The sequence below is a fragment of the Burkholderia sp. PAMC 28687 genome (genome assembly GCF_001577465.1).
In the GTDB taxonomy this organism is placed as follows: Bacteria; Pseudomonadota; Gammaproteobacteria; order Burkholderiales; family Burkholderiaceae; genus Caballeronia.
In genome coordinates this window covers 826,588-853,189 of the sequence record NZ_CP014506.1, presented here as the reverse complement: position 1 = coordinate 853,189, position 26,602 = coordinate 826,588, and the positions used below count along the sequence as shown (strand labels likewise).

Annotated in this window: 23 protein-coding genes and 1 pseudogene; 8 read left to right on the top strand and 16 right to left on the bottom strand. The window is 62.1% G+C overall.

The window, feature by feature from the left end:
• The first annotated feature begins 112 nt into the window (after positions 1 to 112).
• Complete coding sequence (locus AX768_RS19255) at positions 113 to 1,024, top strand: LysR substrate-binding domain-containing protein (RefSeq protein ID WP_062001674.1); 912 nt, start codon at positions 113 to 115, stop codon at positions 1,022 to 1,024.
• A 19-nt stretch (positions 1,025 to 1,043) separates the two neighbouring features.
• On the opposite strand, the gene AX768_RS19250 is transcribed toward AX768_RS19255, so the two are convergent.
• The gene (locus AX768_RS19250; RefSeq protein ID WP_062001673.1) at positions 1,044 to 1,571 is read right to left on the bottom strand and encodes a GNAT family N-acetyltransferase; all 528 of its coding nucleotides are present in this window, start codon (positions 1,569 to 1,571) and stop codon (positions 1,044 to 1,046) included.
• A gap of 306 nt (positions 1,572 to 1,877) precedes the next feature.
• Between AX768_RS19250 and AX768_RS19245 the strand changes: the two genes are divergently transcribed.
• Positions 1,878 to 2,849: an ABC transporter substrate-binding protein gene (locus AX768_RS19245; RefSeq protein ID WP_062001672.1), complete on the top strand. Its 972-nt coding sequence runs from the start codon at positions 1,878 to 1,880 to the stop codon at positions 2,847 to 2,849.
• Positions 2,850 to 2,892: 43 nt separating this feature from the next.
• Here AX768_RS19245 and AX768_RS19240 read toward each other — a convergent pair whose 3' ends face one another.
• The 6 genes from AX768_RS19240 to uxuA all read right to left on the bottom strand — a co-directional run bounded on the left by AX768_RS19240 (position 2,893) and on the right by uxuA (position 9,509).
• Positions 2,893 to 3,801: an SMP-30/gluconolactonase/LRE family protein gene (locus AX768_RS19240; RefSeq protein ID WP_062001671.1), complete on the bottom strand. Its 909-nt coding sequence runs from the start codon at positions 3,799 to 3,801 to the stop codon at positions 2,893 to 2,895.
• Between the two features lie 27 nt (positions 3,802 to 3,828).
• Positions 3,829 to 4,842, bottom strand: coding sequence for an ABC transporter permease (locus AX768_RS19235; protein ID WP_062001670.1), 1,014 nt, complete (start codon positions 4,840 to 4,842; stop codon positions 3,829 to 3,831).
• Positions 4,839 to 5,774 carry an ABC transporter permease gene (locus AX768_RS19230; protein ID WP_062001669.1) on the bottom strand — a complete coding sequence of 312 codons (936 nt, stop codon included), beginning with the start codon at positions 5,772 to 5,774 and terminating at the stop codon, positions 4,839 to 4,841. The genes AX768_RS19235 and AX768_RS19230 overlap by 4 nt, the downstream gene beginning before the upstream one ends.
• A complete protein-coding gene (locus AX768_RS19225; RefSeq protein ID WP_062001668.1) occupies positions 5,771 to 7,273 on the bottom strand; it encodes a sugar ABC transporter ATP-binding protein in 1,503 nt (500 codons plus the stop codon). The genes AX768_RS19230 and AX768_RS19225 overlap by 4 nt, the downstream gene beginning before the upstream one ends.
• Before the next feature lie 61 nt (positions 7,274 to 7,334).
• Positions 7,335 to 8,381, bottom strand: coding sequence for an ABC transporter substrate-binding protein (locus AX768_RS19220; protein WP_062001667.1), 1,047 nt, complete (start codon positions 8,379 to 8,381; stop codon positions 7,335 to 7,337).
• Positions 8,382 to 8,459: 78 nt separating this feature from the next.
• Positions 8,460 to 9,509: a mannonate dehydratase gene (gene uxuA / locus AX768_RS19215; RefSeq protein WP_062001666.1), complete on the bottom strand. Its 1,050-nt coding sequence runs from the start codon at positions 9,507 to 9,509 to the stop codon at positions 8,460 to 8,462.
• Positions 9,510 to 9,661: 152 nt separating this feature from the next.
• Between uxuA and AX768_RS19210 the strand changes: the two genes are divergently transcribed.
• The 3 genes from AX768_RS19210 (at position 9,662) to AX768_RS19200 (ending at position 13,902) form a co-directional block, all read left to right on the top strand.
• Complete coding sequence (locus AX768_RS19210) at positions 9,662 to 10,372, top strand: FadR/GntR family transcriptional regulator (protein WP_062001665.1); 711 nt, start codon at positions 9,662 to 9,664, stop codon at positions 10,370 to 10,372.
• 195 nt (positions 10,373 to 10,567) lie between these two features.
• Complete coding sequence (locus tag AX768_RS19205) at positions 10,568 to 11,296, top strand: hypothetical protein (protein ID WP_062001664.1); 729 nt, start codon at positions 10,568 to 10,570, stop codon at positions 11,294 to 11,296.
• 341 nt (positions 11,297 to 11,637) lie between these two features.
• Positions 11,638 to 13,902: a two-partner secretion domain-containing protein gene (locus AX768_RS19200; RefSeq protein WP_062001663.1), complete on the top strand. Its 2,265-nt coding sequence runs from the start codon at positions 11,638 to 11,640 to the stop codon at positions 13,900 to 13,902.
• A gap of 32 nt (positions 13,903 to 13,934) precedes the next feature.
• Here AX768_RS19200 and yghU read toward each other — a convergent pair whose 3' ends face one another.
• Together yghU and gcvA are read right to left on the bottom strand one after the other, a co-directional pair.
• Complete coding sequence (gene yghU, locus AX768_RS19195; RefSeq protein ID WP_062002340.1) at positions 13,935 to 14,807, bottom strand: glutathione-dependent disulfide-bond oxidoreductase; 873 nt, start codon at positions 14,805 to 14,807, stop codon at positions 13,935 to 13,937.
• A gap of 87 nt (positions 14,808 to 14,894) precedes the next feature.
• Positions 14,895 to 15,803 (bottom strand): transcriptional regulator GcvA, encoded by a 909-nt coding sequence (gene gcvA / locus AX768_RS19190; protein WP_062001662.1) that lies wholly within the window; start codon positions 15,801 to 15,803, stop codon positions 14,895 to 14,897.
• A gap of 103 nt (positions 15,804 to 15,906) precedes the next feature.
• On the opposite strand from gcvA, the gene AX768_RS19185 reads away from it, so the two are divergent.
• Entirely contained in the window at positions 15,907 to 16,749 is an 843-nt protein-coding gene (locus AX768_RS19185; RefSeq protein ID WP_062001661.1) for a DMT family transporter, read from the top strand.
• Positions 16,750 to 16,780: 31 nt separating this feature from the next.
• On the opposite strand, the gene AX768_RS19180 is transcribed toward AX768_RS19185, so the two are convergent.
• On the bottom strand, positions 16,781 to 18,607 hold the full coding sequence (locus AX768_RS19180) for a thiamine pyrophosphate-binding protein (protein WP_082778938.1): 1,827 nt from the start codon (positions 18,605 to 18,607) through the stop codon (positions 16,781 to 16,783).
• Positions 18,608 to 19,044: 437 nt separating this feature from the next.
• Positions 19,045 to 19,830 (bottom strand): shikimate dehydrogenase family protein, encoded by a 786-nt coding sequence (locus AX768_RS19175; protein WP_062001660.1) that lies wholly within the window; start codon positions 19,828 to 19,830, stop codon positions 19,045 to 19,047.
• A gap of 126 nt (positions 19,831 to 19,956) precedes the next feature.
• Here AX768_RS19175 and AX768_RS19170 point away from each other — a divergent pair, with 126 nt between their 5' ends.
• Both AX768_RS19170 and AX768_RS19165 read left to right on the top strand, forming a co-directional pair.
• Positions 19,957 to 20,850 (top strand): LysR family transcriptional regulator, encoded by an 894-nt coding sequence (locus AX768_RS19170; protein ID WP_062001659.1) that lies wholly within the window; start codon positions 19,957 to 19,959, stop codon positions 20,848 to 20,850.
• Positions 20,851 to 20,963: 113 nt separating this feature from the next.
• A complete protein-coding gene (locus AX768_RS19165) occupies positions 20,964 to 21,968 on the top strand; it encodes an aldo/keto reductase (RefSeq protein WP_062001658.1) in 1,005 nt (334 codons plus the stop codon).
• A gap of 82 nt (positions 21,969 to 22,050) precedes the next feature.
• Here AX768_RS19165 and ilvD read toward each other — a convergent pair whose 3' ends face one another.
• From ilvD to AX768_RS19145, 5 genes and pseudogenes are all read right to left on the bottom strand, one after another.
• Positions 22,051 to 23,913 carry a dihydroxy-acid dehydratase gene (ilvD, locus tag AX768_RS19160; protein WP_062001657.1) on the bottom strand — a complete coding sequence of 621 codons (1,863 nt, stop codon included), beginning with the start codon at positions 23,911 to 23,913 and terminating at the stop codon, positions 22,051 to 22,053.
• 148 nt (positions 23,914 to 24,061) lie between these two features.
• Positions 24,062 to 24,496: a VOC family protein gene (locus AX768_RS19155; RefSeq protein WP_231941531.1), complete on the bottom strand. Its 435-nt coding sequence runs from the start codon at positions 24,494 to 24,496 to the stop codon at positions 24,062 to 24,064.
• A 116-nt stretch (positions 24,497 to 24,612) separates the two neighbouring features.
• Positions 24,613 to 24,900 (bottom strand): hypothetical protein, encoded by a 288-nt coding sequence (locus tag AX768_RS34280; RefSeq protein WP_335340479.1) that lies wholly within the window; start codon positions 24,898 to 24,900, stop codon positions 24,613 to 24,615.
• A 253-nt stretch (positions 24,901 to 25,153) separates the two neighbouring features.
• Positions 25,154 to 25,243 (bottom strand): annotated as a pseudogene (locus AX768_RS34275) (TetR/AcrR family transcriptional regulator); the annotation flags it as partial.
• 86 nt (positions 25,244 to 25,329) lie between these two features.
• Complete coding sequence (locus AX768_RS19145; protein ID WP_062001656.1) at positions 25,330 to 26,583, bottom strand: multidrug effflux MFS transporter; 1,254 nt, start codon at positions 26,581 to 26,583, stop codon at positions 25,330 to 25,332.
• Positions 26,584 to 26,602 lie beyond the last annotated feature (19 nt).

Below are 26,602 nucleotides of genomic sequence, written 5' to 3'. Positions count from 1 at the left end.
GGGTTCTACTGTCGGCTTTGCAGCGGTTGTTGACAAACGATGACTGTTCATACAAAGATGAACCCCATTCATGTATCGATGAAAACCATTACAAAAACGGAGACGCCCAGGCATGCGACGCATCCCCAATTTCGTGCTGTTGCGCGCGTTCGAAGCAGCGGCACGGCTTGAAAGCTTCACGCTTGCTGCAGAGGAATTGCATCTCACGCAATCGGCCATCAGCCATCAGGTGAAGGAACTGGAAGCCTATTTCGGCGTGCCGCTGTTTCACCGGCGTAACCGCCGGGTCGAGACGACGGCGGAAGGACGGCGATTGTTCGACAGCCTCGGCCGCGTGTTCGATGTCATTGAAAACGCCTGCAGCGAAGTTGCGCTCGCGCCCCAGGCGCAGGTGCTCGCCGTGCATTGCGCACCGAGTCTTGCTGTGAAATGGCTGGGTCCGCGCTTGCCCATGTTCATGCAGGCGCACACGGACATCACGATCAGGCTTTCTTCGGGCGCGGAGCCGGTGGACCTCACACGTCTGCATGAAGTCGATGTCGCGATCTCCTACGGCGCGGCGATCGAGCGTCCGGGATTGCAGGTCGATGCGCTCGGGGCCGAACGCATTGTTCCGATGTGCTCGCCCGCGATGTTGCGCGACGACATATCGCTCGAGGAGCAGGCCAGGGCCTTTACGCTGATCGATTCACAATTGAGCCGGGTCACGTGGCGCGACTGGTTCGTGCTCAACGGCGTGGAGTTTCCGAACAAGCCGCGGCCATCGTTCGATCGCGGTGCGCTGGCGATTTCCGCAGCGGTCGATGGCATGGGCATGGCGCTCGAAACCACGCGCCTCGCCGAGCGCGAATTTGCGCGTGGAGAACTGGTGGAGTTCGGCGCCGGGTACTTCAAGCCGTTCATGCGCGAGACGCATTTTGTATCGTTCAGGACGAGCGACAGGAACGTCGAGAAGGTCAAGACGTTCCGGGCCTGGCTGGCGGAGAAAGCGGGGATGGATGGGCAGTCGGTGACAGGCGGTTGAGACGAATGAGCCCCTTCGCTCAAACGTGCTTGTAATAGAAGGTCGTGCTGCAAAACGCGCCGTCCGGCATCAGCGCGTACTTCGGCACAACGCCAACGCGCTGCCAGCCTGCCCGCGCGTAGAGCCGCTCGGCATCGCCGCCGGTGACCGTATCGAGCACGAGCACCGACTTGCCTTCCTCACGCGCGGTTTCTTCGACAGCCGTCATGAGCTGTTGCGCAATGCCTCTGCGGCGACCCATGCGATGCACCAGCATCTTGGCAATATCCGCGCGATGCGGCTGATTGTCCGGCTGCGCCATGATGAGTTGCACGGTGCCGAGAATGCGTCCCTCGCGATCTTCTGCGACGAGCAGCGCTCGCTCTGCGCGCACTACGGCTTCGCCCACGCCGCGCCAAAATGCAACGGCCTTCTCGCGCGACAGCGGCAGCATGAAACTGACCGAGGCGCCCCCTTCCACGCAATCGATCAGCACGTCGGCCAATGCTTCCACACAGGACATCGATTCATGGGCGCCGATGCGTCGTACGCTCACGTCCTCGAACATAGGTTTCTCCAGGTGTTGGTGAAGGGGAAATGTTGCCAGCGCCAAAAATCTTCCGGTACTGAACGTCCGTTGTTTTCTTAGGATACGGTCGTGCAGGCGAACACGCGTTGAAAGATCGGCGATTGCCCTGCAACAAGCCACTGCTGTGCACTCAATTCCGGCAGAATGACACGGTGGCGAGCGCAGCTCGAACCATTGGCGCGCTCGAATCACATCACTAACGATAGGAGACAGCACGTGCAATCAGGCAGACCAGCTTGGAGGGTTCTCAGCGGTGCGGTTTTTGCGGCGTTCGCATTCTCGGCAATGTCGCCGGCATCGGCGCAAGTGGCAACGGGCGATACATCCGCGCAAAAAATCGCGTTATCGAACAACTATGCGGGCAACAGCTGGCGTCAGATGATGCTCAAGAGCTGGTCCAACGTCGCAGACGCAGCGGTCAAGCAAAAGGTCGTCGCGGCCGCCCCCACCTTCACCACGGCCGAAAGTCAGGCAACCGAACAAGTCCAGCAGATCCAGAACCTGATCCTCCAGGGCTTCAAGGCGATCGCGGTCGATGCCGTCTCGCCTACCGCGCTCAACGGCGTGATCAAGCAGGCATGCGCGGCGGGCGTGACGGTCGTGTCCTTCGATGGCATCGCTACCGAGCCTTGCGCATACCGGATCGCCGTCGACTTCCAGGGCATGGGCAAGATGCAAGTGGACTACTTGGCCAAGCGTCTGAACGGCAAGGGCAACCTGCTCGAGATTCGCGGGCTCGCCGGCGTCTCGGTCGATGATGAAATTCACCGCGGCATGGTGGACGAGCTGAAGAAATATCCGAACCTGAAAATAGTCGGTTCGGTACATGGCGACTGGACACAAACCGTCGCTCAAAAACAGGTCGCCGGCATCCTGCCTACCTTGCCGCAAATCGACGGCGTGCTCACGCAAGGCGGGGATGGCTTCGGTACGGCACAGGCGCTGAAGGCCGCAGGCAGGCCGACGCCGATCATCATCCTCGGCAACCGTCAGGAAGAACTCGCGTGGTGGGCCCAACAGAAGAAGACCGGCTACGAGACGATGTCCGTCACCATTCCGCCGGGTGCATCCACGTTTGCATTCTGGGTCACGCAGCAATTGCTGGCCGGCAAGAAAATGCCGCATGACATTCGCATGCCAGTGCTCGAAGTGAAGCCTGGAGAGCTTGACGCCGTGCTGGCAAAGACGCCGCCAGGATCGCTTGCGAACAAGGAATACACGCGCGAGGAAGTGGTGGCTGTCGTAGACGGGAAGTAGTGAACGGCAGCGCCGGCTTTGACGGGCCGGCGCTCATGCAGGCTTAGCGTGCAGCGCCCCGAACGCCTACGTGCAGCGCATAAACGGATGAAGTCGCAGTAATGAACAAGCGGTTCTTGTGCAAGCCGCCGAACGTCAGGTTCGCCACGACCTCGGGAATCAGGATCTTGCCGAGCAAGGTGCCATCCGGCGCGTAGCAATGCACCCCGTCGTCCGCGCTGGTCCAGACATTGCCGTGCTCGTCGGTTCTCAAGCCGTCGGGCACACCGGTTTCCATCGATACGAAAATGCTTCCGTTGCGCAATGCGCCGTCACTCGCGACATCGAAGACGCGGATGTGGCGTGGACCGTTCTCATCGTGGGACGCGCCGGAGTCGGCTATGTACAGACGTGACTCGTCGGGCGAAAACGCGAGTCCGTTGGGCTTGACGAAATCATCGGTGACAAGCCGCACGTGGCCGTCGTCCGGGGAGATGCAGTAGACATTGCATCGTCCAATATCGCTCGGCGCGCGGAACCCTTCGTAGTCGCTCATGATCCCGTAGTCGGGGTCCGTGAACCAGATCGCGCCGCGCGAATCCACGACCACATCGTTCGGCGAATTGAGCCGCTTGCCTTCGAAATGCGATGCGAGAACCACGACGCTGCCATCATGTTCCGTGCGCGAGACCTGACGGCCGCCGTGTTCGCAGGTCACGAGCCGCCCTTCCCGGTCACGTGTATTGCCATTGCTGTAGTTCGAATTCGAGCGATAAACCCCTACGCCCATGCCCTGCGCCCATCGCATCATGCGATTGTTCGGGATGTCGCTCCAGATCAGCAAATCGGTCGCCGGAAAATACACGGGCCCTTCGGCCCATAGGCACTCGCTGGTCAGCTTTTGTAGCGGCGCGTTGAGCTGGACCAGTGTGCGAAAGCGCGGGTCGTGTACTTCAAGCTCGTCAGGTTTCATCTGCGTGTCCCTTATTGAAATGTTCGCTTAGCGCAGCGCCTTGCCGCCCGCCGCGACCGTCACGGCAATGATCAGTACTCCATACACGATCGACCGGACACCCGCGTCCGCGCCGACCGCGTTGAGTACTGCGTTCGTGAGGAACAGGAACATCGACGCGCCCCACACGCCGGCGATCGTCGGTTTTCCGCCCGTCACAAGCGTGCCGCCGATCACGACCACGGCGATCGATATCAGCATGTACTCCACGCCCATGTCGAGCGACGCGCCGCCGGACACCGCCGCAAGCAGCAGCGCCGTGAACGCCGCGATTACCGATGACAACACGTACGCAATACAACGTGTCCAATGCACATCGACACCGGCGAGCCAGGCTGCGCGTGAGTTCTGCCCGATCGCAGACAACCTTCGTCCGTAATTGGAACGATGCAGCAGCACGCCAAGCAAAAGCGACAACACCAGCGCCGCCAGCGCAATATACGGAACATGCGCGAAGCGCCCATTCGCAAACGCGCCGAGCGCCGCGGGAGGTGGCGGAAGCTGTCGGCCTTGCGTGATCGCGAGCGACTGGATGATGAAGCTCGATGACAACGTTGCGATGATCGGCGGAATGCGCAGCAGCCGGATCAGCGCGTAGTTGGCAAGCCCTACGGCAATCCCCACGCCGACCACCGCCGCCAGACCAAGCGCAATCTGATTGTTCGATCCGTTCATGACATGCATGCTGACCACGCCCGCAAGCGCGATGGTCGATGGCACCGACAAGTCGATGTTGCCCACACCAGAGGTAATGACTAGCATCTGCCCGAGGCCGACCAGCACCATGAACACGCCGTAGATCAGCGCCGTCTGCGCGACGTTGCTTGCAATCGAGAAGCCGAAGATGGTGACGATCGCGAACCAGACGAGGATCGCGCCCGCGAACGACCACACCCAGGGCGCCTGGATGCTTCTGAGGCGAGTCAGCAGACTGGCGTTCGCCGTCGAAGCCGACGGCGTTTCCTTGTCGTTATGCGCTTCGCTGGGTGTTTGCAGGCTCATTGGCGGTCTCCGCGTTGCAGCAGCACACGCAGCGACAGCACCACGATCAGGATCGCGCCCTGCATGCCGACCTGCCAGTCCGAGGAGATGTTCAGGAATGCGAGGAATGATGCGGCAAGCGTCAGCGTGATGGCACCCAGCACCGCGCCGACCACCGACACGCGGCCGCCGACGAATTCGCCGCCGCCGAGGATCACAGCCGCTATGGACAACAGCGTGTATCGCAAAGCGAGATTGGCATCGGCGGAAGTGGTCAGGCCCAGGAGCGACAAGCCAGACAACACGCCGAAGAAACCCGCAATGCCGTAGAGCGTCGCCTTGCTGCGCACGAGCGACCAGCCAAACCGGCGCATTGCGCGTGGATTGCCGCCTGCGCCACGAATGCGCACGCCCGCCGACGAACGCATCAGCAACAGATGTCCGATCAACGCAATCAACGCCGACCAGACGATGGGCGCCGCAATCCACGGCGTCTGGTAGTTCATCGCCGCGCCGATCCACTCAGGGCTCGTGCCGCCCGGCGACGGCAGCAGCACGATCGCGAGGCCGCTCCAGACGAACGCCAGCCCGAGCGTCACCACGATCGACGGAATCTGCCGCAACTCGATCAACGCGCCGACCGCGGCATAAGCCAGCACGCAACCGGCCAGGGCCAGCACGCCGAGCCATGGCTGCTTGACCAGCAACGTCGCGCCGATGCAGGCGACGAGACTCACGAAGGGTCCTATCGACAAATCCAGGTCGTTGACCGTGATGATCGCGAGTTGCGCGAGCGTCGCAAGAACGATCGGTACGGCAAGATTCAGCAGCAGGCTCGAACCGAAGTAGCTCAGCGTGGCCGGCTGCAGGAACAGGATGGGCACGAGCACGGCGACCAGCGAAATGGCCGGCAGCAGCGCGCGCAATCGCGCCTGGGTGATCGCAAACGTCATGCGGCTTGCTCCTCGAAACTAGCGGCCAGCAGCGCTTCTTCCGTGCATTCGTCGGCGTGGAGCACGCGTGTGACGGATGCCGAGCGAAACACGTAGGTCCGGTCGCAATGCGACAGTTCTTCGTTCTCGGTCGTGTACCAGATGAAGGTACGGCCTTTCGCGGCTTCGTCGCGTACGAGCTGGTAGATGTCGCGCTTGGTGCCGACATCGACACCCCGGGTGGGATCGTCCATCAGGATCAGGTCGGCGTCCGACGCCAGCGCCCGTGCGAACAGCACCTTTTGCTGGTTGCCGCCCGAGAGCGAGAGAATGCCGGCGTTCATGGATGCGCCCCGGATACCGATCTTCACGCGCCACGCTTCCACGACCGCGCGAGCGGCGGCAAAGTCGACCAGCCCGAAACCCGGCCGGCGTCTGGTTCCCGTTGCCGTGCCGCCGCTCAGCCAGCGCAAATCGAGATTCTGCGCGATCGACCAAACGGGGAATATGCCGTCGCGTCCTCGATCGCCGGCCACGAACGCCACCTTCGCGCGGCCCGCTCCGCGGCTCGTCGCCGCTTCGTAGATGGCAAGCAGCGCTTCAGTCTGTCCCTGCCCCGCGAGCCCGGCAAAACCAATCACCTCGCCGTGCGACGCATCGATCTTCGTGCGGCTTCCTACACCGAGCGTCCACTGATATTGCGGACCGGCCGCGCGTTCTACGCGTGCGCGCAAGGCGTCGGGCGTCTTATCGGCTTCGAGGTGCTGGCCCATGGCGGTGATGATCGTTTCGCGGCTGAGATTCTCACGCCCGAGCACGCTTACGATACTGCCGTCGCGCATCACCATCACGCGGTCTGCAACCCGCTGTATTTCGCCGAGCATGTGGGTGATCAGCAGGCACGTGATGCCGCGCTCCGCCGCCTTGCGCACGAAGGCGAGCAACTGTTCGGCGGTGTGTGCGTCGAGCGAGGACGTGGGTTCGTCGAGAATCACGAGGCGCACCGGGGCGTCGGTGACGGTAAAGGCGCGGGCAATCTCGACCATCTGCCGTTGCGTCAGGGTGAGATCGGACACGAGCTCTGTGCCGATCAGACCGTTGCCGGGAAAGATCTCTTCGAGCTTCTCGCGCATGAGCGCAGTCGCCCGACGCCGCCAGCCTCGCCCACGCAGTTGCGGATGCACGATGCACATGTTCTCCGCAATGCTCAGGTTCGCGCACAGCGACAACTCCTGGAACACGCAGCGCACGCCCGCATGGCGCGCGACGTTGGCGTCGTAGCGTGGCGATGGCGCGCCATCGACTTCGATCTTGCCTTGCGTCGGCTCGAATACGCCCGCAAGCACGGCCATGAGCGTGGATTTTCCGGCGCCGTTATGCCCCGCTATCCCCACGCATTCGCCCTGCAAGAAGCTGAAATCGATGTCGGTCAGCGCGCGAACGCGGCCAAACGTCTTGCTGATTCCGTGAAAGCGGATTAGTGCCTGGCCGCCTGTCTCTGCCATTTTTATTTCGCCCATTCACATGCTCCGCGTGTCTGGTTACGACATGACGCGCCCGCCGCAGGCAGGCGCGTTCAGCTTACTTCTTGTCGAGCAGCGCGACGGTCTGCGGCAACGTGTAGGTCACGTCGCTGATGCCGCCTTGCGGTGTCGCCTGCAGCTTCGCCTGCAACTGTTCCTGGGAGATCTCGAGAAGCGGCACGTTGATGGTCACGTCCTTCGGGATCTTCTTGCCGGCCAGCACCTGCTGCGCCACCCAGAATGCAAACGATACGGCGCCCGGCGGATTGGACAGCGAACGCGACTGGTAGCCGTTTTTCGACTGTTCGTTCCACCAGTTGAGCTCTGCATACGTGCTGCCGATGATCATCGCTGGAACCGGACGGTTGGCGGCCTTGAAAGCCTGCGCAATGCCGAACGACATCTCACCTTCGGTCGCCACGCCATCGACTTGCGGCAGTGTAGGCAGAATGCCGGCCACGGCTTTCTGCGCGACGGATTGTGTCCAGTCGCCGTTCACAGATCCGACCAGCTTCAATCCCGGATACTTCTTCAGGCCCGCGAGCACGCCTTCGTGCATGAGGTTATCCACGGATATACCCGCCACACCCCGCACTTCCAGGATATTGCCCTTGCCGTTCAGCCGCTTCGCGAGATAGTCGACACCCGCTTCACCCCAGCCCTTGAAATCGAAGTTGACACGATAAGCGCAAGGTTCATCGACAATGCCATCGAACGACACCACGACCACGCCGGCCGCGCACGCTTTCTTGATGGTTCCGTTGAGCGCGGTGGGCGAGACCGCGTCGATCACGATCGCGTTATATCCCTGGAGAATCAGGTTCTGAACCTGCTGGGCTTGTTCGGTGACCTGGTTCTCAGCGGTGGTGAAGGCCGGCGCGGCGGCAACCTTCTTGTCCTGCACCGCCGCCGTCGATACCGCGCCCCAGCTCTTGAGCATCGACTGCCGCCAGGCGTTGCCCGCGAAGCTGTTGGACAGCGCAATCTTTTTCTGCGATGTATCGCCGGTCGCCACTTGCGCGTGCGCCGCCGAGCTCATGCACGTCGCAACGGACGCGACCGCCAGCGCAACCGCGCCGAACCGCTGTTTTCCTGAACCGATCATCGATTTTGTCTCCTGTTATCACAGCGTTTTTGATTTTGATGCTGCGTGCGTCATGCACTGCGGTCTTGCGTGTTTCTGCTAAGCCACTCCCTTCGCTCGGCGAATGCCTTCCCACAGTCCGTTCAGATAAACCGCGCCGAGCGCCCGGTCGTAGAGGCCGTAACCCGGCTTGCCCGTCTCGCCCCAGATCATGCGGCCGTGGTCAGGGCGGATATACCCGGTGTAATCGGCATCACTATAAGCCTGCATGATCGCCGCCATGTCGAGCGAACCATCCGCTGAACGATGTGCCGTCTCGTGAAAGTCGCCCTTGTCGTTCACCTTGACGTTGCGCATGTGCGCGAACGGAATGCGGCCGCGCGCCGTGAATTCCCGGACCATCGCGGCGACGTCGTTGGCGGTGTCCGCGCCAAGCGAGCCCGAGCATAACGTGAGCGCGTTCGCGGGACTATCGACAATAGCGAGCACGCGCTCCAGGTCTTCCCGATTCTTGACGATGCGCGGCAGGCCAAAGATGGGCCGAGGCGGATCATCAGGATGGATCGCCATCCGGATTCCCGCCTCTTCCGCCACCGGAATGATGCGCTGCAAGAAGTATTCGAGATTTTCCCAGAGACGGGCTTCGTCGCACGAGGCGTATTCGGCCAGCAGTGCGCGCAGCTGGCCCGCGTCGTAGCTCGTATCCCAGCCGGGCAACTGGATGCCATCGTCGGGATTGATGTTCGCGACTGTATCGACGTCGAAAGCAAGCGTGGTCGAGCCATCGGGCAGACGCTTTTCGAGCGTGGTCCGGGTCCAGTCGAACACCGGCATGAAGTTGTAGCAGACGACCTTGATGCCGGCCGCGCCGAGATGGCGCAGCGTCTGCGCGTAATTCGCTATCAAGGCGTCGCGCGATGGCTTGCCGAGCTTGATGTCCTCGTGCACCGGCACGCTTTCGATCACATCGAGCGCCAGGCCCGCAGCATGAACGGTGTCACGCAACTCGGTGATCTTCGCGAGTGGCCAGGTCTCGCCCACGGGCACGTCGTAGATGGCGGAAACAATGCCGTACATGCCGGGGATCTGGCGGATATAGGCAAGCGTCACCGGATCGTCAGGGCCGAACCACCGAAATGTCATCTTCATGTCTGGTCTCCCGGGAATGCAACATGAACACTCGAAATGCTATGCTCGCGGACGGTGCGTTGGTCAGGCGGTCAGGTGGTCAGGCCACTCGACCGCCGAGGCAGTATAGCGACTCGCTTTTGAGCGCGCAATTCAATTGATGGAGTGACGTGATGGACCTGCCGAATCTCAAAGCGGAGCGCTTGTACCAGAAGATTTCGACGCTGCTGACCGGGCTGATCAAGGACGGCACATTCGCACAAGGAGTGGCCTTACCAGCGGAGCGCGAACTCGCAAAGCAGCTCGGCGTTGGCCGCTCGTCGGTGCGCGAGGCACTGATTGCGCTCGAGATAGCGGGCTGGGTCGAGATCCGCACGGGCACCGGCGTGTTCGTCCGCCAGCCCGATGCGACCCGTGCCGAACCCGCGGCGGCCGATGCAGAGTTCAGCGCGGCCGACCTGTTGGCGGCACGCGCGGTGATCGAAGGCGAGATCGCGGCGCTCGCGGCGAAGAACGGCACGGATGTGCAACGCGAGGCGCTGACGCGAAACATCAACATGCTGGAAGCGCAGTCAGTCAACAACGCCGCGTTCCTGGATGAAGACAAGCGTTTCCACCTGCTCATCAGCGAGATGACCGGCAACGCGGTGCTGACAGAAGTCATGACTGTTCTCTGGAACAAACGCTACAGCCCCATGTTCACGCACCTCGAAACCTTCTACGCCGACAAGCACATCCCCGCCGCCATGAACGCGGATCACAGGAAGATCGGCGAGGCAATCCTGAATCGCGATGCGCGCGCCGCGAAGAACGCAATGCGCGCGCATCTTCGCCACGTGCATCACAAACTATTCGCGGACTCGCCGGATGGAGATGCCGCTTAGAGACTCAGGAACAGGCGACATCGATAACCGGAGCAGCGAACGCTTTCCGCGATGCTGACAACAGCAGCAACGATCATCGATCGAATGACTTTCATGATCTTCAATTATTCCAGCAACTGCGGCTTGTGAAACGCTGTGAAACGCCCGGCGCGGCAGATGCAGTGGGATACAAATCAATGGATTTACAATGCCCGGATGAACCACATCACCCGAAAACAGCGGCTCACATCCTGGTTCTGGAGCGACGAGGTCATCCGCAGCCGGTATGTGAGTGACGTCGTGCTGACAAGCACCGTCGAGATACCCGCGCCGCCTCCGCGCCTTGTTGCCGATTGGGAAAGGGAGATAGCGACGCGCCTGATCCTGGAACCCGGGGACGTCGAGGAGATGCCGTTAGCGCGGGCCCGCGCAAGGTGGCCGGAGTACAGGCAGTGCGTGCAGGCAGTCGCCGACTGGACCGGCGTGCAAGGACTGCCCGGGGTGCTTGCTGCAAGCGACGTAGCCCTCATGGCCTGCCGCGGCGCACGCTACCACCACGATGGCGAGCAATATGGCAGCGCGGTCTTCTGCAATCTTTTCGTGAGCGACGACAAGGGTCTGGATCTGCATTTCCCGTCAGTAAATCTTCGAATCCCGCTGACCCAGGGCACGGTCGTGATCTTCGATACGTGCCAGCCTCACGGCGTCATCCAGCGCCGCAGCAGCGGTTTCGACAACGCCGACTTCCCGGCAGAACACGACTTCACCCAACTGTTCCTGACATGGGAGCTTCCTGTTGAAGACGAACACGTGACCCGTGCTCTCAACGTGGTATTCGACATCGCTCCATCGACTTCGAAGCACCCCGACGAAGAACAAGTCTGGCTGAACGGAGCACGTGTCGCGCTGTGCCCCAATTCCGGACAATGGGTCGAGGCTCAATAAATCGCCTCACGACGATCACAATCAGGTGATCAACCAAATCGGTCAAGATTTCAAGACTTTCGGCCCTTGCAAAATCGTCAGCCAGCTTTCGTTTACTCTTCGCGAGGGCTGCAGATCAACATCACGCAAGCCGTGAAACTTCGATCATTCGAGCCAATGCAGCGTGCAGCCGTGGATTACCGACGCCCGCACGACACAGCGCCTTTTGCAGCACAACACCAGATGCGTTCTCCGGGCTTTTCAGCCAGGCGGATGAGTGTGTCCGCGTGTTTGAAACATCGAATAAGCCACGCGTCCCGCGTTGCGGTCAGCGTGTTCCCGGCACTCTAATCGGAGACGTCATGGCGCGTCTTTTATCTTTGAAACTGGCTACCGTTCCCGCGCGCTTGCGGCCTTTGCCGCTCGCGCTGTGTGTATCCGCGGGACTGAGCGTTTTATATATTCCCGTGGCCTACGCGGCCGGACCGCTGCCGAACGGCGGCCAGTTCGTGGCGGGCAGCGGCACGATCAGCAGCAGCGCAAATGCGGTCACGATCACGCAGGCCGGCGGATCGCGCACAGTCATCGACTGGAACAGCTTTTCTATTGGCAACGGCAACAAGGTCAAATTCGATAACGGCAACGGCGCGACCCTGAACCGCGTGACTGGCGGCAACCAGTCGGTGATCCTCGGCACGCTCAGCGCAACCGGCAGCGTGTACCTGATCAACCCGCAAGGCATTCTTGTGGGCCAGAACGGCGTGATCAGTACGGGCGGCCGCTTTGTCGGGTCGACGCTGGACACGACTAACGCCGCGTTCATGCAAGGCGGCGCGCTGACGCTGTCAGGCACATCGAACGCAAGCGTGATCAACCTGGGCAAGATTGCATCGAGCGGCGGCGATGTCTTCCTGATCGCGCGAAGCGACGTGACGAACCAGGGCACGATAAGCGCGCCGGAAGGCACGGCTGAACTCGCCGCCGGCGCGCAGGTTCTGCTGCAGGATTCATCGACTGGCAAGCAGACGTTCGTGCAAACGGGCAGCGGCGGCACGGTCATCAACAGCGGCACGGTGCGCGCGGCCCAGGTGAATCTGGAAGCGGCGGACGGCAACGTCTATGCGCTCGCGGGCAACCATAGCGTGATCCGCGCGACCGGCACTGCCACGCGCGATGGCCACGTATGGCTCGTCGCCGATACCGGCAGCGTGCGCCAGACCGGCACCGTTCGCGCGGCAAATGCAGACGGCACGGGCGGCACAGTCGACACAACTGCGCAAACGTTGTCCTTCGGCAATGCCGATTCGAGCAGTCCGGCCGTCGTGGCGGCCCAGTGGAATGTCACGACGCCGGCCTTCACCGCAGGCGATGCCGCCGCCGGCGCGCTGTCGCGCAGCCTGAACAAAGGGACATCGGTGAACGTAGGTTCAGCCGGCGATATCACCATGAACTCGGACATCCGCTGGCAAGGTCCGGCGTCGCTGACGCTCGCCGCCTACCGGACGTTGACCATCGGGCAGAACACCACCGTGAAGAACAAGGGCAGCGGCAACCTGACGCTGCGCAGCGATGCATCGGCAATCGACAACGGCGGCAGCGTGATCAACCGCGGGGTCATCGACTGGTCGGGAAGCACCGGCATTGTCAGCGCGCTCTACGACATGAACGGCAGCTTCACGCCGGGCACGCTGCGCAGCAATACCGCATGGAAGGCGCCGCAATACAGCGGCCTGCTCACGCAGATCACTGCGTACAAACTCGTCAATTCGATGGCCGACCTGCAGAATGTATCGCTCGATCTCGCGGGTATTTATGCGCTCGGCAAGGATATCAATGCGGGCGGCGTCGCCTCCGCGCCGATAGGCAATCACAACACACCGTTCACCGGTCAGTTCGATGGCATGTGGCACACCATCGCCAACCTCTCGCCGCAGGTCATGGATTTTTCGACCGACCTGAACGCGGGGCTGTTCGGTGTCATCGGGCCGGCGGGCGTCGTGCGTGATGTCGGCGTCGTCACGAGCAAGGTGGGGATTTCTTACGGCGGCAGCGGACTGCTCGCCGGTGACAATCAAGGCACGATCGTCAACTCGTACACGACCGGAAGCGTCTTCGATCCGTCTCAGGACGGCAATACGTTCGGCGGACTCGCTGGCAAGAACGAAGGTCTGATCGCACGGTCCTGGAGTGGCGCGAGCGTCTCCGGCGACAGCATCAACGGCGGACTCGTCGGCTACAACACCGGGACGATTACCCAGTCGTATGCAACCGGCGATGTCACGCCGCAGTACTCGACCGGTTCCGGCGGCGGATTCGTCGGCTTCAACGAAGGGACGATCAGCCAGTCGTTCGCCACCGGGAAAGTGGGATTCGGCTCGCAGGGATCGGCCGGCTTTGCGTTTGTCAACAACGGAACGATCGCGCCCGATTCGTACTGGAACACGGAGACGACAACGCAAACGCAAGGCGTTCGTGCCGGCACGCAACTGCCGGCATCGAACGGACTTACCACCGCGCAGATGAGCACGGAGGCGTCGTTCGTGTCGTATGACTTCAGTCCTATCGGCGTGTGGGCATTGCCAGCAGGCGCAACGCATCCGGTGTTGCGCTGGCAAGTTGCCAACTGAAGCTGAAGCTGAAGCTGAGTTGAGCGGGACGCCTACTTCGCGGCGAGCTTGTCCTGCGTCTTGGTATCGAAGTCGCTCGCGTCGTGACGCTCGTGAAGTTGGCTCGATGGTTCGCCGGAAACCCGGTTGACCATCCGGCCGCGCTGCACGGTCGGACGTTCGCCTATGGCGTTGGCCCATCGCTGCACGTGCGTGTATTCCTGCACCGATAAAAACTCGCCCGCGCCGTACTGCCAGCCCTTGACCAGTCCGCCGTACCACGGCCAGATGGCGATATCGGCGATCGTGTATTCGCTGCCCGCCATGTACTCGTTGTCCGCCAGCCGTTTGTCGAGCACGTCGAGCTGACGCTTGGTTTCCATGGCGAAACGGTTGATCGCGTATTCGATCTTCATGGGCGCGTAAGCGTAGAAATGGCCGAAACCGCCGCCCAGATACGGCGCGCTTCCCATCTGCCAGAAAAGCCACGACAAACATTCGGCGCGCGCAGCCGGCTCTGTTGGAAGGAATGCCTTGAATTTCTCGGCGAGGTACAGAAGGATCGAGCCGGACTCGAATACTCGAATCGGCTCGGCGCCGCTGTGGTCCACCAGCGCGGGGATTTTCGAATTGGGGTTCACTGCCACGAAGCCGCTGCCGAACTGGTCACCTTCGCCGATCTTGATGAGCCACGCGTCATACTCCGCGCCGCCGTGACCCAGCGCCAGCAGTTCTTCCAGCATCACGGTGACCTTCACGCCGTTCGGCGTGCCCAGCGAATATAGCTGGAGCGGGTGCTTGCCGACCGGCAGGTCCTTGTCGTGCGTCGGCCCGGAAATCGGCCGGTTGATATTCGCGAAGTGGCCACCATTGCCTTTATTCCAGGTCCAGACTTTTGGCGGCACGTAATCGGACGAATCGCTCATGTTCAAGGCTCCTTGCAGCTATTGGGATGTTTGTCTCGAAATATTGGAGCGAGAATAACAAACCCATGCAGATGTTGCCGGGACCGCTCAAGGTGCCGGCTGTGAATCCGGACGCGCCCCTTCGCGCTCGAGCCATGAGCGAAACAGCATGACGAGACCGTCGGCGGATTTGTCATCGGGCACATAAGTGCAATAACTCCGCGATGGCAGACGCGGCCCCGCAAACGGCGTCACGAGCCGGCCCGAAGCAAGATCGTCGGATACAAGCGCCGTCGGCCCCATTGCAACCCCCATCCCGTCGATGGCAGCCTGCAACGTCAGGTAAAAGTGATCGAAGGTCACGACCGCAGCCGGCCGCAGCGCCGGAGTCTGCGCCCTCGCCAGCCAGTCCGGCCAGAGCCGCGGGAGGCTTGCCGTATGCAGCAGCGTATGCCGCGCCAGATCGTCCGGCGCCCGAAGCGGCAGACGCTGCAACAGCGCCGGACTGCAAACGGGGAGCCGCTCCTCGGACAGGAACGCTTGCATGGAATAGCCATAGAACGTATCGGGACCGCCGCGGATCACGATGTCATGGACATCCTTGAGACTCTCCACCGACTCGTTCGATGTCACCACGCTCACGTCCACGTCTTGATGCCCGGCGTGAAACCGGGCCAGCCTCGGCACCAGCCAGCGCAACGTGAACGTAGCAGGCGCGTTCACTGTCAGCGTGGGTGAAACCGCGCCTGGGATGCCGTATCGCGTGGTGGCCTGCGATAGCTGCTCGAACAACGGGCCAATCTCCTCCAGATAAATGCTGGCTGCCGGCGTGAGCACCACACGCCGGTTGTGCCGTTCGAACAGCGGCGCGCCAAGCCACTCTTCCAGCAGACGCACGTGCTGGCTCACGGCGCCGTGCGTCACGTGCAATTGCGCGGCGGCATCTTTAAAGCTGCCAAGCCGGCCTGCGGCCTCGAAGGCTCGCAAAGCATTGAGCGGAGGAAGGGTTCGCTTCATTCAAAAGAGTTTATCTAACGCGATGATCCAATTTATCTGGTTTGTTCGATGACAACAAGATAGATATCCTGCTTACTGAACCCTTTCTGGCGTCCAGTCCGCAATGCTCAGCTATACCGGTGGTCTTGTCCTCGTTGCTGCCGTGCTTCATGCGAGCTGGAACGCGATGCTTCACGGCAACCACGACCGCTTCCTGTCCATGACATGGATGAGCATCTCGATCGCGGTCGTCTCAAGCGTCGTCATCCTGTTCGTGCCCTGGCCGGTCCGGGCGGCTTGGCCCTACCTCGCGACGTCGGGGTTCCTGCACGTTGCCTACAACATGAGCCTCGTGCGCGCGTACCGGCGCAGCGACCTGGGCGAGGCGTATCCGATTGCGCGCGGCTCGTCGCCGTTGCTCGTAACGCTCGGCGCGGCGCTGTTCGCGCATGAGGCGATCGGGCCGCTGCACGTGTTCGGGGTCGTGTTGATCTCAAGCGGGATCATCGCGCTTGCGCTGGAAGGCGGGAAAGTTTCGCGGGCGGGCGTGCTGGACGCGCTGATGACCGGCGCAACAATCGCGCTTTATACGGTGGTCGATGGTATCGGCGTGCGCTCGTCCAGCGGCGAGGCACTCACCTACACCGTGTGGATGTTCCTGTTCTACTGGCTGATGCCCGTGCTGTTCATCGCGATGCGCGGGGTCACGGCACTCTCGGCACCAGTACGCGATGCGACAGCGGCGGTCGTGTCGTCGATCGGGGGCGGCCTTGTGTCTATCGCGGCGTACGGCATCGTGATCTGGGCGATGCAGTCGGGCGCCATGGGCGCGGTATCGGCGTTGCGCGAGACCAGCGTGGTGTTCGCGGTGCTGATCGGGCGTGTGTTTCTGCGCGAAACGGTCAGTGCGAAGCGCTGGCTGGCGTGCCTGGTCGTCGCGGCCGGGGCGGTTTGTTTGGGACTTTGACGCCTGTATTTTGACCCGATGCGTCTGCGATTCAAACCTTCAACTGATGCGGCATGGATGGACGTTCTTCCGCGTCAACGCGTGCTTCGAGCAACGCAGGCCCCGCCGTGCGCAACGTCGCCTGAACCGCCTGCGCGACCTCACCCGGCGCCGCGCATCGGAAGCCCTGCGCGCCGCACGCCGTTGCAACCTGTGCGTAGTCGATGCCACCCAGCTCGCACCCATACGCCGGATTGCCCAGTTCCCGCTGCTCGAACAGGACTTCGGCCAGCGCGTCGTTGCGCAGCACGAAGACCTTGATTGGCAACTGGTTCTTGACGGCCGTGGACATCTCCGCCATCAACATCGAAAACCCGCCGTCGCCGACGAACGCCACCACCTGCCTTCCCGGATTCGCCAGCTGCGCCGCGATTGCGAAAGGCAAACCGGGCGCCATGGTCGCGAGCATGCCGGTTGCGACCAGTTGCTGACCTCGCCGCAGCGTCAGGAAACGCGCGGCGAAGTGCGTGTTCGCGCCGCAATCGAGACAGATGATCGCGTCGGGCGCGAGCGCGTCGCTGATCGTGCGGATCACGCTTTGCGGCCGCAGCGGCACGCGTTGAGTCGCCGCGACCTGATCGAGCAGCCGGTTCCATTGCGTGACGCGCGCCTGGCTTTCGCGCAGGAACGCATCGTCTTTCTGACGCAGCATGGGCAACAACGCGCGCAGCGTTGATTTCGTATCGCCGACAAGACCGATCTCCGCTGGATAACGCAAGCCGATGCGATCATCCTTCATGTCGATCTGCACGCAGCGCGCGGCGCCCGGTTTCGGATAGGAATCGACCCAGGGCATGGTCGAGCCGATGATCAAGAGCGTGTCGCAGGCATGCATGGCTTCGTCGGAGGGAACCGTGCCCAGATGGCCGATACCGCCCGTGGAGAACGGCGAATCGTCGGGCAGCGCGGCGCGGCCGAGCAAGGCTTTGGCCACCGGTGCGTTGAGGCGACTCGCCAGTTGTTCGAGTTCAGGCGTCGCGCCGAGCGCGCCCTGCCCGGCGAGGATCGCCACGCGCTTGCCCACGTTGATCAGGTCGGCGGCGGATTGCAGGTCATCGGTGGAAGGCGTCGGGGCGGGACGGTTCCAGTTTGTCGATGTCCGGAGGCCATGGTTTTCCATCGACGCCTTGTCGCTTGCGAGCGGCTCCGCCTGAATGTCCTTCGATATGGTGAGATGCGCGACGCCCCGCCCGCCAAGCGCCGAGCGGCACGCAATGTCGGTCACGACCAGCGCATGGCGCGGTCCGGTCACCACCGTGTTGTAGAGCGCCACGTCCTCCATCAGCGCGGTCGTGCTGACGCTTTGCATGAAGCGCGTCCCGATCAGGTCGTGGAACGTCAGTCCGGTGATGGCGAGAACCGGCGCGCCGTCGAAGTGGGCGTCGTAGAGACCGTTCATCAAATGGACTGCGCCCGGACCGGTGGTCGCCATGCAGACGCCGAGCCGCCCGGTCGACTTGGCCCAGCCCGACGCCATGAAGGCCGCCGCCTCCTCATGCCGCACGCCGATGAAGCGGATCTTGTCGTGACGTTTTCGCAAAGCTTCGATCAACGGATTGATGCCGTCGCCGACCATGCCGAACACGTGATCGACATCCCACGCGAGCAGTGTGTTCACGATGATATCGGCGGTGGTGTCGGTGTCCGCCGCGCCGCCTTCAGGCTGATTCACGCGATGCAGCGGCTGGCCCGAAGCGGTGCCCGGAGCGCTGGTTTGGGCACTCACCCCGCGGGCGGCAATCAGACTCGCGCCGCCAAGCGCAGCCGCGCTCAACAACGTACGGCGTTGCGGGGACTCGGGTTTATCGGCGGTACTCATGGCTCGCTCCTGGCTTTCCCACTATCAAGAATGATCGATCGGGCTAGGCATCTGGCCGATCTGCAGTTTGTAGATCCAGACTGGAAACTTGACTGTCATCTGGCCGTTGTTGAAGCCCTTGGTCAGGTTCTGTTGCGTGGCGGGAATCCACAAATAACCTGCGCATCGACCTACATGGCGTCGGACCGGGCTGGATACCGGGACCGCCTGCTTGCGGATAGCTGACGAAGACCTTGCCATCGTGTGTCGTCGCCAACCGGTGCCATACGTATGCGCAGGATCATGGTGATGTCCTCCGAGCAACAGTCTCAGCAAACAACGGACCGGTTACGGGATTCGGGTCCGTCCGTTTGCTTCACGAAGAATTGGCCGGTTCCATAACCGCGCTGGAGGCAAGTTTTACGGACGCACGCTTGCTCGATTTCTGGCAGCGCAACTCAGGCTGCGAGAAAAAAATCCAGCATCATCTCCTGCACCGCATCGACCATTTGCACGCCGTCTGCGGTCTTGCAGCCGGCGGACCGGGCAGCCCGCAAAAATAGCGTCTCGCCGTGCCCGGCAATGACATCGCCAACGAACATCGACGAATCGAGCAAATCCGCAGGAACGGGAAGCGGATCATCTTTGGCCATGCCCATCGGCGTGGCGTTGCTCACGATGTTGCAACCTGTCGGGTCGGCCGGACCAGCACTCGCGCGGCCTTTGGCAAGATGCGCAACGGACTCGATCAAACGGGCGACACGCGCTTCATCCGAGTCGTGGATGACCAGTTCGCGTACGCCCGATTGAAGCAGCGCAACGGCTATCGCACTGCCTGCCGCGCCGGCGCCGACGAGCAACGCCCGAGCGCCCTCCACTTGCGCGCCCGCATCTGATTGGGCTTTCACGAACGCAAGGCCGTCGAGCATTTCGCCGTGCCAGGTATTGTCCGCGTTGCGCCGCATCACGCTCACGCCGCCCAGCATGCGCGTTGTCTCCGAGCCGGTCGTGCAATAGGCGGACGCTGCGGACTTGTGCGGCATGGTGACAAGAATGCCATCGACGTTAGCCGTTGCTGTCAGGCCGCGCATGACAGCGTCCAGATCGCCCTGCGGGACTTGCATCGGCGGGCACAGGCCGTTGTGACCGCGTGACTCGAAACCCCGGGTCAAGGTGCGCGGTGACTGCACGAATTTGATCGGGTCACCAATGATCGGGAACAGACGAGTTTCGCCATTCAACATTGCTTAATTCTCCTTTCGAATATCTCATGCCACCGAACGTAGTTACTTTATTCTGTCAATCTAACCACCGCCGGCGATCATGACTAGACGGTAGAATCCGCAAACACCCATGAGCCGGATTCATCAATGCCACGTGAAAATTTCAATGACTTGCTCGCCTTCATCACCGTCGCACGCGCGCAGAGTTTCACTAAAGCGGCGGCTCAAATGGGCGTGTCGCAATCGGCGCTCAGCCATACGATCAGAGCGCTGGAAACCCGGCTCGGCGTGCGGCTGCTCACTCGAACTACCCGTAGCGTTTCGCCGACCGAATCGGGAGAGCGGCTGCTCAACACCGTTGCGCCGCGATTCGACGAAATCGAAACCGAACTGAAAGCGGTCACGGAACTCAGAGACAAGCCGGCAGGAACCATCCGCATCACGGCGACCGATCACTCGACCCGCACGGTTCTTTGGCCGAAGCTGTCGAAAGTTCTCAAGAAGTATCCGGACATCAAGGTCGAGATCATCACCGACTACGGTCTGTCCGATATCGTCGCGGATCGTTACGACATCGGTATCCGTAACGGCAATCAGGTCGCCAAGGACATGATTGCAGTGCGCATTGCGCCCGACATGCGCATGGGGATCGTGGGTTCTCCTGCATACCTGAAGAACCGCAAGCTGCCCGCGAAACCCCAGGACCTGACCGCGCATGATTGCATCAACCTGCGTCTGCCGACGCATGGTTCGTTCTACGCATGGGAGCTTAAGAAAGGGGCGCGCGAGGTCCAGGTGCGTGTTGAAGGTCAACTGGCGTTCAACGGGACGTATCAGATGCTCGACGCCGCGTTGGCCGGTTACGGCCTGGCGTACCTTCCCGCCGATGTCGTGCAACCCCACATTTCGGCCGGCCGTCTTCAATGGGTGCTGGAAGACTGGAGTCCTACGTTCCCGGGCTTGCACGCTTATTACCCAAGCCGCCGCCAGTCCTCGCGTGCGATGTCGTTGATCATCGACGCCCTGCGTCATAGCGAATGAACGTCGACCGTCCACTCATGAACCACGCTCATGAGGGCATGCGGTTTATGGGCCTTTATCGATGAACAGTCTCTCTTTATCATCCTCAGTGAACCACTCATTCGGAGAGATCCATGGACTATCGTTATCTGGGGCGAAGCGCCCTCAAAGTTTCACCGCTCTGCCTCGGAGCAATGATGTTCGGTGGCGAGACTGACGAACCGGCGTCCAAGCGCATCATCAGCAAAGCGTTCGACCAGGGCATCAACTTCATCGATACCGCCGACGTCTATCATGCCGGACGCTCCGAAGAGGTGGTCGGTCGCGCGATAGCCGGCAAGCGCGACAATTGGGTCGTGGCGACGAAGTTCGGCTACCCGACACAGCAAGGTCCCAACGAACAAGGCCAGTCGCGCAAGTGGATCATCCAGTCCGTTGAGGCGAGCCTCAAGCGTCTCGACACAGACTACATCGATATCCTTTACTTTCATCGCGCCCTGCTCGACGCGCCGCTGGAAGAAGGCGTGCGCGCCATCGGCGACCTGATCCGCCAGGGGAAAGTGCGGTATTTCGCTTTATCGAATTTCAAGGGCTGGCGGATCGCCGAGATCGTTCGTCTCGCGGATCAACTCGGCATCGACCGGCCGGTCGCGAGCGAGCCGCTGTACAACATGGTGGATCGCACGGCCGAGGTCGAACAATTTCCGGCCGCGGCGCATTACGGGGTGGGTGTCGTGCCATACAGCCCGCTCGCTCGCGGTGTGCTGACCGGCAAGTACAAGGCGGGTTCCACGCCGCCGGACGATTCCCGTGCCGGTCGCGGCGACAAGCGTATTCACCAGACCGAGTTCCGTCCGGAGTCGCTGGAAATTGCGCAGAAACTCGCTGCTCATGCGGCCGAGCGCGGCACGAATTCGATCGCCTTCGCGCTCGCCTGGGTGCTGAACAACAAGTTCGTCAGTTCCACGATCGCGGGACCGCGCACCGAAGCGCACTGGGACAGCTACATGGACGCGCTCACCCTGAAGCTCGATGCCCGGGATGAGGCGTTCGTGGACAGTCTTGTGCCGCCTGGACACACATCGACGCCGGGATACACCGATCCCGGCTATCCGGTCGAAGGACGGCGGGTGAATTAAACCGCCCTCGAATGTTTGCACCGGGCTTCGGGCTCCGATTGCCGGGCTCCAATGTCTTCACGCAACGGAGCCCTGACGGCGCTTACTTACGCTTGAGTTGCGACAGATCGCGCACGGCGCCACGATCGGCCGATGTTGCAAGCGCCGCGTACGCCTGCAACGCGAGCGACACCACGCGCTCGCGATTCACCGGCATCCACGCCTTGTCGCCGCGTGCTTCCATGACTTCGCGACGGCGCGCCAGTTCCGCATCCGGTACCGCCAGATGCATCTTGCGATTCGGGATATCGATCTCGATCACATCGCCCTCTTCCACCAGCCCGATCGTGCCGCCTTCGGCCGCTTCCGGCGATGCGTGTCCAATCACGAGCCCTGACGAACCGCCGGAGAACCGGCCATCGGTGAAGAGCGCGCAGCTCTTGCCCAGGCCCTTCGACTTCAGGTACGACGTGGGGTAGAGCATTTCCTGCATGCCCGGGCCGCCCTTCGGACCTTCGTAGCGGATCACGACTACGTCACCCGCCACGACCTGGTCGCCCAGGATGGCGTCGACGGCGTCATCCTGGCTCTCGAACACGCGTGCGCGGCCCGAGAACAGCCATTGCGATTCATCGACACCCGCCGTCTTGACGATACACCCCTTCTCCGCCAGATTGCCGTACAGCACGGCGAGGCCGCCGTCCTTCGAATACGCGTCCTGCTTGCTGCGGATACAGCCGGTCTTGCGATCGGTATCGAGTGAGGCGAAGGTCGCTTCCTGGCTGAACGCTACGGTCGTCGGAATGCCGCCAGGCGCCGCGCGGAAAAACTTCTGCGCTTCTTCGCCCGCGCCGCCCGCGATGTCCCACTTCGCAATCGCGTCGCCAAGCGTCCCGCTATGCACGTTGCCGCACGAGAGGTCGAGCAGCCCGGCGCGTGCAAGCTCGCCGAGAATGCCGGGAATCCCGCCCGCGCGATGCACGTCCTCGATGTGGTACTTGTCGGTCGCGGGCGCCGCCTTGCAAAGACACGGCACGTTGCGCGAGATGCGGTCGATATCGGACATCGTGAAATCGACGCCGGCTTCCTGCGCGGCCGCCAGCAGATGCAGCACGGTGTTGGTCGAACCGCCCATGGCGACGTCGAGCGTCATGGCATTCTTGAACGCCTGCTTGGTCGCGATACTGCGCGGCAAAACCGATGCGTCCTCTTCCTGGTAATAACGGCGGCACAGGTCCACCACGAGACGCCCGGCCTGTTCGAACAGCCCCTTGCGCCATGCATGCGTGGCGACGATCGTGCCGTTGCCCGGCAACGCCAGACCGATTGCTTCGGTCAGGCAGTTCATCGAATTCGCGGTGAACATGCCCGAGCACGAACCGCACGTCGGGCACGCGTTGCGCTCGATCTCCGCCACTTCGGCGTCGCTCACCTTCGAGTCGGCGGCCTTGATCATTGCGTCGATCAAGTCGATCTTCGCGATCACCTGACCGTCGGTCGGCGATTTGACCTTGCCGGCTTCCATCGGACCGCCGGAGACGAACACGACCGGGATGTTCAGGCGCATGGCGGCCATCAGCATGCCCGGCGTGATCTTGTCGCAATTGGAGATGCAGACCATGGCGTCGGCGCAGTGCGCATTGACCATGTACTCCACCGAGTCGGCGATCAGTTCGCGCGACGGCAGCGAATACAGCATGCCGCCGTGACCCATGGCAATGCCGTCGTCCACCGCGATGGTGTTGAATTCCTTCGCGACGCCGCCGGCCGCTTCGATTTCCTTCGCGACCAGCGCGCCGAGATCGCGCAGATGCACATGGCCCGGCACGAACTGCGTGAACGAGTTCACGACCGCAATGATGGGCTTGCCGAAGTCGCCGTCCTTCATGCCGGTGGCGCGCCACAGGGCGCGGGCGCCGGCCATGTTGCGGCCATGAGTCGATGTGCGTGATCGATAGTGGGGCATCTGTACCTCTGTATTGTGGTTATCCGAACCTGTGTTACGCCCGGGCCGGTTCGTTGGCCGCAGGGAAACCCGGATTTTGCGAGACCACCGGTAAGACGTCCAATATCTTTTTTCGGCGAAATTAGGTCGTGAAAAGTATCAATCCTGCCTAGAGGCCGAACGTCCCGCGATACTGCTCGTCGGCATCCGAGCGCGTGTTGATCTCGACCAGCACACCGCCCGGCACTTCGCAGAAAAACCGCGAGCCGCGTTCGTGCTTGAACACGCCGGTTTTCATCCCGACGCCCGCTGCGATCATCCGGTCGTGAAGCGCGCGAACTTCGTCGAGCGTCGCCAGTTCGAAGCCGATGTGAAAGTTGTGGGGCCACTCGACCGGATGGTCGCCGGCGTCATCGATCACGATGTCGAAGCCCGGGCGTTTCAGGATCCAGCTCGCCCCGCGACCGGCGACAGTGCAGCCCAGATGCGCTTCGAAGAAGGTTGCCGTGGCGCTGACATCGGACGAAGGAAAGCTCATGTGATTGAGCCTCATTGCCGTGCTGACAGAGGTGGTGGTATTTGCGTTGGTGGTGATGGTGCTCATGTCGATCTCCGTTGATGCGGAGCGCTCCTTGCGTTCCGTACGGAAATGTTACGAGTAAAAGCTCGCGTTTTATACTCGCGTCGCCGCTCGGGCTTCAGGAGCCGCCGAGGCCCGTACTACGGGCGTTTCGGGCCGCGCGGCGCCGGCTTGCGTGCAGGCTGCTCGCGTTTATCGGCGGGGTGCGGGTCTTCTTCGGCGGGCGTGGCGGCCGACATCATCGTCAGATAGCCCTGCACGGCCGCACACACGCGGCGAGTGAGGCCGGCCGTATCCGTCTCGCCGCGCTCGCCGGCGGCATCGACGAGACCACGGATCATCGCGAACACATCGCGTGCGGCGACATCCGTGTCTGCTTGCTGAGGCGAATCTTCCCGCGCGAGGATGTCCAGAAGCAAGCTGCGCATCGATCCGGTGCTCGGCAGCGCCGCGCGCAATTGAGGCCGGCTTTCTTCTACGTCGAAGCCGCGCGAGCGTGGGCCGCGCAAACTGCTGGCACACGGCGACGCGAATCAGATGATCGAGCGCGGCCGGTCCGCTCGCGTGGTCGAGGGACGCGAGCGCCTCCTTGTAAAACCGCGCGTTCTCGCGTTCCATCAGCGCGATGGTTAGCGCATCCTTGCTCGGAAAGTACTGATAAAGCGAACCGATACTGACACCCGCGCGCTCGGCGACCGCGTTCGTATTGAACCCTTCGAGCCCCTTCGTTTCGAGCACTTGCGCGGCGGCTTCGAGCAGGGTCTCGACCATGCGCGCCGAGCGAGGCTGGCTGGGTGCCCTACGCGGTTTGAGCGGCGACGGATTCGGCTGTCGAGGCATTGGAACGTATCGAGCGGTTATGAACGAACTGCCGACGCCGCGACAGGCGGAAGTTGCGCCAGGTGCCGCAACAGTTTCGTCACCATCGCGACAACACCGAACGCGAGGATCACGAAAAACACCGCGAGCGGTGCAAGGATCTGCACGGAAAGGAAGCCGACAAGCCCCATCGTCGCCGATGAAACCAGCAGCAGCGCACAGCCAAGAATCGCGCTCGTCAGCCCCGCGATATGCGGAAACAGCGAGTTGCCCTTTGCCATCAAGGTCGGATACATCGCGCCTGCGCAGAATCCCATCACGAGCACGGGCGTCGCGAGCGTCCACACGCGCAGGCCGACGGTCAGCGCGAGCAGGAGCATCGCAATCGATGTCCCGGCCATCACCCGCGCGCCCAGCAGCAGCCGTTGTTCCGCGCTCGGCAGACGCGCGCCGTGAATGCGGTTCGACAAGCCGCCGAGGAAATACATCATCCCGATACCCAGCGCCAGATAGCCGAAATACGTCGGCGGCTTGTGCAGCGTGTTCTGCACCATGAACGGCCCGACGATGTTGAATACAAGCAGGATGCTGTAACACAAGCCTTGCGCGAGAAAGCAGCTTTGAAACACCGGGCTTGCCAGCACCTTGCCCGCGTTGGTGAGCAGGGTGCGCGGCTCCAGATGCACCGGACGCCGCAACGTTTCACGATACCGCCACCACAATGTCCACATCACGAGCGAGTAGATGAGCAGGAACACGAGGCACGACTTCCAGCCGAACCACGTCTGCAAGTGGGCGCCAATCACTGGCGCCACGATCGGCGCGAGTCCCCACGCAATCGACATGTAGGTGAACGCGTGCAACAGCGCCTGGCCCGAAAACGAATCGGTGATGATCGCCTTCGCAAGAAGATTGGTCGTGGCGATGCCGAAACCCTGCAGGCATCGAGCGAGAAGAAAGGTCTCGAGATTCGGCGCGGCGAGCGACAGCAGGCAGCCTATCGTGAAGATCACCAGCCCGAACGCCAGGACGGGCTTGCGGCCGTAAGCGTCGGCTACGGGACCGAAGACGAGCTGGCCGAGCGCGTAGGCCACCATGTAGCCGGACACGCTCGACTGGATCGCCTGGGGCGACGTTGCGAAAAACGTCGCCATTGCGGGCAGCGCGGGCACGTAGATATCGATTGCAAGCTGTCCGGCCGATGCAAACAGGCAGATCACAAACAGCAAGAAACGCGGCGAATTCGGTACAAGCGCGGCGGGAACAGAGGGATCAGAGGTCGTTTGGGTCATGAAGGCCTGGAAGGGGCTG